Raw genomic sequence first — 9,074 nt, 5'->3', positions numbered from 1 at the left:
GTCGCCTGCAACAACGAGCACCTCGGCGGAATGGGACAGGGATGCACGCGGCGCGGGAGGGTGCGAGCGCGAGAGCGCGGGGGCGTCAGAGAGCGTGCGGGCGCGCGGACCGCGGGCGCGATCCCCTCGGCGTATCTCGCCGAAGTGCTCGTTGTTGCGCGCTCGCACGGCGTGTCGCGTGCAACAACGAGCACCTCGGCGGATTGGGCACGGCGACGCGCGCGGTCACGGTGCGGAAGGGTGCGAGCGCGAGAGGCGAGAAACCGAGGCAAGAGGACCGAGGGCGCGCCTCGCGCTCGGCGTATTTCGCCGAGGTGCTCGTTGTTGCACCCTCGCACCGCGTGTCGCCTGCAACAACGAGCACCTCGGCGGAATGGGACAGGGATGCACGCGGCGCGGGAGGGTGCGAGCGCGAGAGCGGGAGGGCGCGAGCGCGAGAGCGGGAGGGTGCGAGCGCGAGAGCGGGAGGGTGCGAGCGCGAGAGCGCGAGGGCGCCAGGGCGCGTGCGGGCGCGCGGACCGCGGGCCCGCATCCCGTCGGCAGATCTCGCCGAAGTGCTCGTTGTTGCGCGCTCGCACGGCGTGTCGCCTGCGACAACGAGCACCTCGGCGGAGGGCAGAGGGGCGAGGGCGAGGGCGGGCGGCTACCAGTGCGGGGGGACGTCGCGGCGCAACCGCTCGTCGTTCGACGACCAGGCGGGCGCGTTGTCCGTGTCGGAGGGGTGCGCCTCCTCCTCGGCCGGCTCGACGCGCGGCTCCGGGTCGGCGCCGGGCGCACCCGGGCGCTGCACGCGCCGGTGCCGACGCGTCCCGGGTGTCTCGCTCATCCGTCCAGTTTAAAGCGACACGAGGCGCCGAACCGGCACCCGGTCACGCCAGGGTGGGCAGGGTGATGGGGGCCGTGTCCGCGTCGGTGGTGGGCTCGGTCTTGCCGATGAGCTTGGCGATGCGGCCGGCGACGGCGTCCGGGTCGGCGAACAGCTCGAAGCTGTGGACACGGAGGTAGTGCCAGCCGAGGCGGCGCAGCACGTCCGGGCGCAGGCGCAGCGACTCGCGCAGGCTGCCCTTGAACACGTCCCGGTCGGTCTCCACCACGACCGCGCGGCCCTCGTGCGAGGCGACCAGGGTCAGCTTGCCGCGATACCCGAGGTGCACCTCCAGCCCGCGGCGGGCCAGGCGCCGCGCGAGGTCGAGCACCATGGGGTCCGCGTCCGGGCTGAGGTATTCGGGAGTGGCGCTCTGCAGCTGGTCGGCCTCCCCCAGCACCTGGGCGAGCGCGGCGATGCCGTGGCGCATGCGCGTCTCGTCGATGTCCTCCGGGCGGAAGCAGGAGACGATGTCCATGCCGCGACGTCCGCGCGTCATGCCGACGGCGAGCAGGCGGTCGCCACCCGGCTCCGCGAGTGCGCCGAAGTTCGAGAGCAGCCGGCCGTGCGGCGTGCGGCCGTAACCGATCGAGAAGATGACGCGGTCGCGACTCTGGCCGACCGACTGGTCCAGCGTCACCACGGTGAACGGCTCGGCGCGGTCGCCGAGGATGAAGTCGGCCAGCTCCGACCGCTTCGAGAACGCCGCGAGCACCGCCTGGTTGACGCGCACCGCGTGCCGTTCGCTCGCCGTGATCACCATGAGGGATTCGCGCGGCCGCTCGGTCGCGTGCTGCAGCACCAGCTCGACCACCTTGGCGACTTCGGCATCCGTGGACTCGACGGCTCCCGTGTCGGTGTCGGGCATCCCCTGGCCGCCGGTCACATAGTGGAGGGCGAGGCTGCCGTGCCCGAGGTAGGTTCCGGCCCACGGGAGGGAGTCGATCATGCCGCCGTAGAAGCGGCGGTTGACGAGCTCCGCGAGGTCCTCGCCGCCGGCGCGGTAGCTGCGGCTGAGCGTGTAGGCGGGCAGGAGCTCGGAGAGCCGCGCGAGCGCGGAATCGGCGTGCAGCGCATCCACGTCGACCGTCTCGACCGTCGTCCCGTACTCGTGCGCCCCGATGTCGAAGCGGGAGGGGGTCTGCGTGACCGGGTCGCCGAAGGCGACGACCTGCTTGGCGCGGCGGATGACGGGGACGTTCTCGGCGAGGCTCGAGGCGCCCGCATCCACGAGCATCACGGCGTCGAAGCCGAATTCGCGGCCGATCTCCGGCACCTCGTAGGGCGAGATCAGCCAGACCGGCGCGAGTGGACGGGCCAGGTGCGGCGCCGCCTCGTTCAGCGAGGTCGCGGTCGGCGTTCCGTTCTTCAGGAGGCGCTTGAGCGCCGCAGCCTCGTCCGGCCAGTCGACGATGCCGATCTTCCAGGTCTCGGCGAGCATCCACGCCAGCTGCTTCCCGGTAGCGGAGGCGTGCGCCTCATCCACGAGCCGGAAATCGGCCTCCAGGCGGTCGAGCACGCCGGTGTTCGCGTTCAGGAGGGCGCGGTCGGAGGCGAGCAGCGACTCCAGCACCGACTGCCACCAGGCGAGCTCCAGCTCGGCGCTCACCTGCGTGTCGGGCACGTGCCGGACGGACAGGTCCGAGATCAGGGGGTCGAGCTCCAGGTCGCGCAGCTGCGTGAGCAGGGCGGTGCGCTCGCGGAGGTTGGCGAGCACCTCGGACTCGGCGGCGAGGCCGGCGATCTGGCGGGCCAGCTCCTCGACGGGCAGCGCTGCGAGCGACTGCGGCGTACCGGTGCGCCCGAGCGGGATGTCGAGCCGCGCCAGGTCTTCGGCCACGCGCTGGTAGGCGACCTGCACGTCCGCGATGCCGACCGGCACCTCGGGCACGACGCCCGCGACCGCGAAGCGGTTCCAGAGGATGCGCTGCTGCTGGATCCGCCGCAGGCTCTCATTGAGGTCGGTGACGTGCACGCCCGGACGGACGTACTCGAGGGCGTGCTTGCGCAGCCGGCGGCGGTTCGCGTTCGACATCGAGAGGGATTCGCGACGGGATGCGGTGGCCGCGATCAGCTCGGTGAGCGAGCGGTCGAAGACCGACGGAGTGAACTTGTCGAGCGTCTCGCGGATGTCGAGCAGCAGCCGCAGGTAGACGCCGAGCTCGGCGATCGTGGCGAAGGGCCGCATCCGTGTCTGGCCGATCAGGGCGTTCGCCCGGTCAATCAGGCGCGGCAGTTCGGCGCGGTTGAGCTTCTTGGCCAGTTCGTGGGCGGCCTTGCCCTCCTCGGTGGTCGAGAAGGAGGCGCCGTACCAGGGCGAGTCGTTGGGCCCGTAGCGGAACTCGCCGAGGCGCGCGGCGCGGATGAGCGCATCGGCCGAGGTCGCGCGGTCGCGCGCGAGGGCCTCGATCGTGCGGCGGCCGAGGCGGGCCGTGGTCGACGGAGGGGACGGCAGCAGCGACAGCCGGGACAGCTCGCGCAGCGCATCCAGCACCGAGACGCCGAGCACGGGGTCGTGACGGGTCAGCGCACCGCGGTAGTCGACCAGCACCTTGCGCAGGCGGACCAGCGCCTCGTCGACGTCCGTCACCTTCGGCTGAGTCGCCTTCTCATTGCGGGCGATCGACTGGATGAGGTCGCGGCGCAGCGTGCGCGGGGTGACGGCGAGCCCCGGCAGCCCGGCCTTGGCCAGCCGCTGGGCGATGTCGTCGAGGCTGGAGCGACGCGGGCTGACCACGAGCACGCGCTTGTGCTGGGCGACCAGGGCGCCGATCGCGTTGACGATCGTCTGCGTCCCGCCGGTGCCGGGCAGGGTCTTCACGACGACGGAGTTTCCGGCCGCGATCTGGGCGACCACGGTCTCCTGCGTCTCGTCGGCGTCGAGCAGGAGGGTGTCGGTCGCGGGCGGGCGCTCGTCCTGCCGGATGGGCTCCACCGGGTTGAAGGCGCTCTCGATCGTCGTGCGGGCGCGCGGGTTGCCGGCGAGCGCATCCAGGAGGACCGTGTCGAGGTCGCGCGCCTCTTCCGTCAGCGCGGGCGCGACGTCGGCGAACGAGGAGGCGACCAGCCGCGGCTGCACGTTGAACCACGGCAGGTGCGAGGTGAGCCCGCGCAGCCGGTCGATCACGGGCTGCGGCTTGAAGACGCCGTTGGACACGGCGAGCGCGACGAACGCGTCCGCATCCAGCGTGATCTGGAACTGCTCGTTAAGCGCGCGGGCGAGCTCCGGGTTGAGGAACGTGCGGCCCTTGAGCTTCAGCTCGAAGTCGCGGCCGTAGCGGCGGATGGCGAGGGGACGCAGCAGGATGGGCGCCAGGTACTCGTCCGCGCCGTTGCGCCACTGGGCGAGCCCGATCGCGAGGTGCACCGACTCGATCCCGCGCACCGAGCGCAACTCGATGCCCTTCTGCGTGATCGCGTTCGCGGCCGCGCGCGCGGTGCGCAGCGCCAGCTCGTCGCGGATCAGGCTCGACAGCAGGGTGCTCTGACCGGTGATGAACTGCGGGAGCCCGCCCGGATGCGTCGTGCTCAGCTCGATGCGCGTGCGCGGGCTGTCCTCGAAATGCAGGAGCGGGGAGTCGCCGCCGATGGCCGCGATCTCGTCCCGCCAGCGCTTCCACACCGGCTCGGCGATGTTGCCGGCGACCAGGGCCGGGTCGCCCAGACTGAGGGTGTGGGGAGCCGTCGTCGTGCGCGGGTTCAGGGCGTCGTCTTCTCCGATGTCCGACGTCCTGTCGTCATCGTCGGTCTTCCTGTCCAGTCGCCACACACCGATACCCTACGTTCCCATCCGCAGAAACTCCGGCAACCCGGGCGGGTTTTCCGCCAATATCATGTGGGAACGAGGTCGCGCATCCCGCCTCCGGGCGAGTGGATGCGGCGGTGCGGTCAGCGGGACGGGGTCGGCGACGGTGTCGGGGTTCCGGTCGGAGCGGCGGTCTGCCCGCTCGTCGGGCCGCCCTTCTGACCGCTCTTCTGCGCCGACGGGGTCGGGGACGGGGCGGGCGACGGAGTCAGCGTGCCGTACGGCGGCAGCGCCCGGCTGACGACCGGGACCTTCAGGCCGACCGTCTGGCCCGAGCTCGTGACCGTCACCGTCGTCAGGGCGCCGGGGGTCGCATCCAGCCCTGTGACGAGGCTCTCGTCGGTCGGCGGGTCGCCCAGCCGGCGCATCCCGCGCGGCTTCAGCGAGATCGTGATGTGGTGGCCGGCAGCGGGGACGATCTCGAGCTCCTGCGCGTCCGACGCCTCGTTCACGAGCGTGACCACGAGGTTGGCGGTGTGGTGGCCGCCGCTGACGAGGACCGCGTTGCCGACGAACACCTGCCCGACCCGCGCGCTCACCCCGACGCTGGCCTCCACGATGTGCTTGGTGTCCTGCGGCGCGAACAGGTCGCAGGCGGTGAGTCCGGTGAGGGCGGCTGCGGCGACCGCGCCGAGGGCAACGGCCCGGCGCAGCGCAGCGGGGCGAAGCCGGGCGCGGTGCAGCAGCGGGCCGCGGTGCAGAAGCGGGCGGGATCGGTGCGTGGTGCGAAACGTCATCATCCACCTCCGGGGAGCACGCCAGCACCTTATGCCCGCCGTCGGCGTTAGGGAAGACTGCTCGTGCGGCGGAAGGCCAGCATCCCGATCACGCCGCAGACGAGATAGAGGGATGCTTGGACGTCGAGCACCGGGACGATGTCGCCCGAGTCTGCCAGCAGACCGCCGAGCAGAAGGCCGACCGCCTGCGCGGCGCCGTCGAGCGTGGTGATCGCCGCGATCACCCGGCCGAGGGCGCGCGGCGGCACGGCCGTCTGGACGAGCGTGATCTCTCCCGTCGCCGTGGTCACTCCGGGGATGCCCATCGCGATGAACAGTCCCGCGTAGACCCAGAGCGCTGTCGTGAATGGCGCGAGGTTCCAGGTGAGGAGGGACAGCATCCCGAACACCAGGTAGCCGCCGCCGATGAGCGAACGCGGCCCGAGGCGGCGCGCGAGCACGCCGGTCACCAGGCCGCCGAGGACACCGCCGATCGCCTGCACGCCGCGGATGATGCCGGCGCCCGTGTCGCCGGCGCCGAGGTTCTCGATCACGTAGACCAGGAACAGGACGAGGAAGAGGCCCTGCGCGATCCCGCCGAGAGCGGCCAGGAGCGCGATCGTGCGGAGGGTCGCCGAGCGGGCGATGAGGGCGAGGCCGTCCCTCCACTCGCGGAGGATGCGGCGCTCGGCGGCGACCGGCGGTTCGGGAGGCTGCTGTGCGGCGTCCCCGTCCGGCTCGGCTCCGGGGAGCGCTGGCCGCGCTGACTGCGCTGACTGCGACGCCTCGGGCGGAAGGGGATGCGGACGCATGAGCGCGACGAGGCCCGCGGTCACCAGATACGACGCCGCATCCGCGATCACGACCCCGGGCAGCCCCCAGAGGGCGAAGGAGAGCCCGCCGAGCGGCGATCCCACGAGTCGCGCCAGGTTGTCGCTCACAGCGACCAGTGCGTTTCCGCGGGCCAGCTCGTCCGCGCCCACGAGTTGCGGGATCATCGCCTGCCGCGCCGGGTTGATGATCGCGCCGAGCACCGCCTCCACCGCGGCGACCGCGTAGACGATGCCCATCCGGTCCGCGCTCGCCGCGAGCAGCGGCAGGAGCAGGACGCCCTGCAGGAGCGCCACCACGACGATCGTCCGCCGGTGATCCCAGCGGTCCACGAGGACTCCGAGGAAGCTGCCGACGAGGAGCATCGGGATGAGCTCCACGAGGAACACCGTGGAGGCGCCGAGCGCCGACCCGGTCGCCGACAGTGCGAAAAGCGGGAGGGCGATCATCAGGAGCCAGTCGCCGGTGTCCGAGACGAGTCCGGCGGTCCAGACCAGGGCGAAGTCGCGCCGGAGCAGCGGCGAGCGCGTGCGCCCGGCGGGCGTGGTCGTTGTCATGGACGGTCCTCCACCTCGGAGGCCGCGGCGGCCCAGGCGGCGACGACGGCGTCGGGATGCCGGAACGCGTTGAGGTGCAGCGCCACGACGTCGCTGCCCTCCGGTGGGTCGGCCCGCGTGAGGGCGATGTACGGGCGGATGAGCGCATCCAGCCGCTCCCCCAGTTCGCGCAGTTCCTGAGGAGTGAGCTTGAGCGCGTACCCGTTGAGCACGTTCGCCTCGCGCCACTCGACCGGCTGCTCGTCGCGCTGGGCGATCGCGCGGTGGACGAGCGCCGCCTCGTCGTCGACCTGCCGGTCCGCGAGCGCACGCTCGACGGTGTCCGACCCGATGGCGAACCCCGGGTCGTCCGAGCGGCCGAAGGAGAGGCCGGTGGATGCCGACCGCCACGGGCGCTCACGTCCGTCGTGCGCCTCCACTGGCTCCACCAGACCCACACGCCCGAGGGCGCGCAGGTGGTAGCTGCAGTTGGAGGGCGTCGAGCCGACCACGGCCGCGCACTCGCTCGCGGTGCGCGGGCCGAACGACATGAGGTGGTCGAGCAGGGCCAGGCGGAGGGGATGCGCGAGGGCGCGCAGTGCGCGCGGGTCGGTGACGGTGGTGCGGCGCTCGGGGCGTGCGGAGGCGGTTGGTGCTGCGGCCGATCCCGATATGAAAGACATGTTTCAGATTGTCGCTCTCGTCTTCTTTCACGTCAAGCCGGGAATGCGGCCGGCCCTCGTGCGTTGTCCACCCCTATGAGCGAACCCACCCGAGCGAGCGTCGGCTTCCGGTCGGAGCGGGGACCCATCCTGATCGCGCTGATGCTGACGACGGGACTGGTGGCCATCGACTCCACGATCCTGGCCACGGCCGTGCCCTCGATCGTTCAGGACCTGGGCGGATTCGCGCAGTTCCCCTGGCTGTTCTCGGTGTACCTGCTGGCGCAGGCCGTCTCCGTCCCGGTCTACGCGAAGCTGTCGGACACCGTCGGGCGCAAGCCGATCGTCCTCGTCGGCATCGCGCTCTTCCTCGTCGGATCGGTGCTCTGCGGGTTCGCCTGGAGCATGCCGGCGCTGATCGCGTTCCGTGCGCTGCAGGGACTCGGCGCCGGCGCCATCCAGCCGATGTCGATGACCATCGCCGGCGACATCTACACGGTCGCCGAGCGCGCCAAGACGCAGGGGTATCTGGCGAGCGTGTGGGCGATCTCCTCGGTCGTCGGACCGACCCTCGGCGGCGTGTTCTCGCAGTTCCTGTCGTGGCGCTGGATCTTCTTCGTCAACGTGCCGCTGTGCATCCTGGCCGCGTGGATGCTGATCCGCACCTTCCAGGAGACCATCGAGCGCCGCCGCCACCGCATCGACTACGCGGGCGCCGCGCTCCTGACCGGCGGGATGACGCTGCTCATCCTCGCCGTGCTCGAGGGCGGGCAGGCGTGGGCGTGGACCTCCGTCTGGAGCGTCGGTGCCTTCGCCGTTGGCGGCCTGCTGCTCGTCGCGTTCGTGCTCGTGGAGTTGCGTGCAGAGGAGCCGGTGCTCCCGTTGCGGCTGTTCTCGCGGCGGCTGCTGGTCACCACGACGCTCATCTCGCTCGGCGTCGGCGCCATCCTCATCGGACTGACGTCGTACGTCCCCACCTACCTGGAGGGCACGATCGGCGTCGTGCCCATCGTGTCGGGACTCGCGGTCGCGGCTCTCACGCTCGGCTGGCCGATCGCGGCGAGCCTGTCCGGGCGGTTCTACCTGAGGATCGGCTTCCGCAACACGGCCCTCCTGGGCGCGAGCATCGCAATCGCCGGGGCGGCATCCCTCGCGGCGACCTCGGTCGCGCCGTCGGTGCTGTTCGTCGCGGTCAGCTGTTTCGTGGTCGGGCTCGGGATGGGGCTCATCGCGACCCCCACGCTCATCGCCGCGCAGTCGAGCGTCCCGTGGAACGAGCGCGGCGTGGTCACGGGCAGCAACATGTTCGCGCGGTCGATCGGCAGCGCGGTCGGGGTCGCCGTCTTCGGCGCGATCGCCAACGCGATCATCGGTGCGACCGCAACGGGCGGCGCGGCGGCGGGCGGCGCCGGCGGCACGCACGCGCCGGCGACCATCCAATCGGCGTCGACCGCCGTCTTCGTCGCCGTGGCGATCGCGGCCGCGCTGACGATCCTCGCCGGCCTCGCGATGCCCCGCTCGCGCGTCGAGGACGTCGAGCTCGCCCGCACCTCCCCGGCCCCCGCCTGTCTCTTATACACATCTCCGAGCCCACGAGACACTCGCTAATCCGGGGGGGGGGTGTGTTTTTTTGCAGGAGGGGGGGGGGGGGGGGGGGGG

General features: G+C 71.9%; 6 protein-coding genes. 1 reads left to right on the top strand and 5 read right to left on the bottom strand.

The genetic code is table 11. The features are described 5' to 3' along the window. Positions 1-643 precede the first annotated feature (643 nt). From ACPYOG_RS17605 to ACPYOG_RS17585, 5 genes are all read right to left on the bottom strand, one after another. A complete protein-coding gene (locus ACPYOG_RS17605; RefSeq protein ID WP_481295453.1) occupies positions 644-826 on the bottom strand; it encodes a hypothetical protein in 183 nt (60 codons plus the stop codon). 43 nt (positions 827-869) lie between these two features. Beyond that, the gene (locus ACPYOG_RS17600) at positions 870-4,634 is read right to left on the bottom strand and encodes an AAA family ATPase (RefSeq protein ID WP_481295452.1); all 3,765 of its coding nucleotides are present in this window, start codon (positions 4,632-4,634) and stop codon (positions 870-872) included. Between the two features lie 119 nt (positions 4,635-4,753). Then, positions 4,754-5,407 (bottom strand): hypothetical protein, encoded by a 654-nt coding sequence (locus tag ACPYOG_RS17595; protein ID WP_481295451.1) that lies wholly within the window; start codon positions 5,405-5,407, stop codon positions 4,754-4,756. Positions 5,408-5,454: 47 nt separating this feature from the next. Next, entirely contained in the window at positions 5,455-6,774 is a 1,320-nt protein-coding gene (locus tag ACPYOG_RS17590; RefSeq protein WP_481295450.1) for an MFS transporter, read from the bottom strand. Then, the gene (locus tag ACPYOG_RS17585; RefSeq protein ID WP_481295449.1) at positions 6,771-7,436 is read right to left on the bottom strand and encodes an ArsR/SmtB family transcription factor; all 666 of its coding nucleotides are present in this window, start codon (positions 7,434-7,436) and stop codon (positions 6,771-6,773) included. Before ACPYOG_RS17585 ends, ACPYOG_RS17590 begins: the two co-directional genes overlap by 4 nt. Before the next feature lie 75 nt (positions 7,437-7,511). Between ACPYOG_RS17585 and ACPYOG_RS17580 the strand changes: the two genes are divergently transcribed. Beyond that, positions 7,512-9,023: an MFS transporter gene (locus tag ACPYOG_RS17580; protein ID WP_481295448.1), complete on the top strand. Its 1,512-nt coding sequence runs from the start codon at positions 7,512-7,514 to the stop codon at positions 9,021-9,023. Positions 9,024-9,074: the final 51 nt, after the last annotated feature.

This window comes from Leifsonia sp. HAY1-4F, from assembly GCF_056755275.1.
This window is presented reverse-complemented; position numbering and strand designations above follow the sequence as displayed.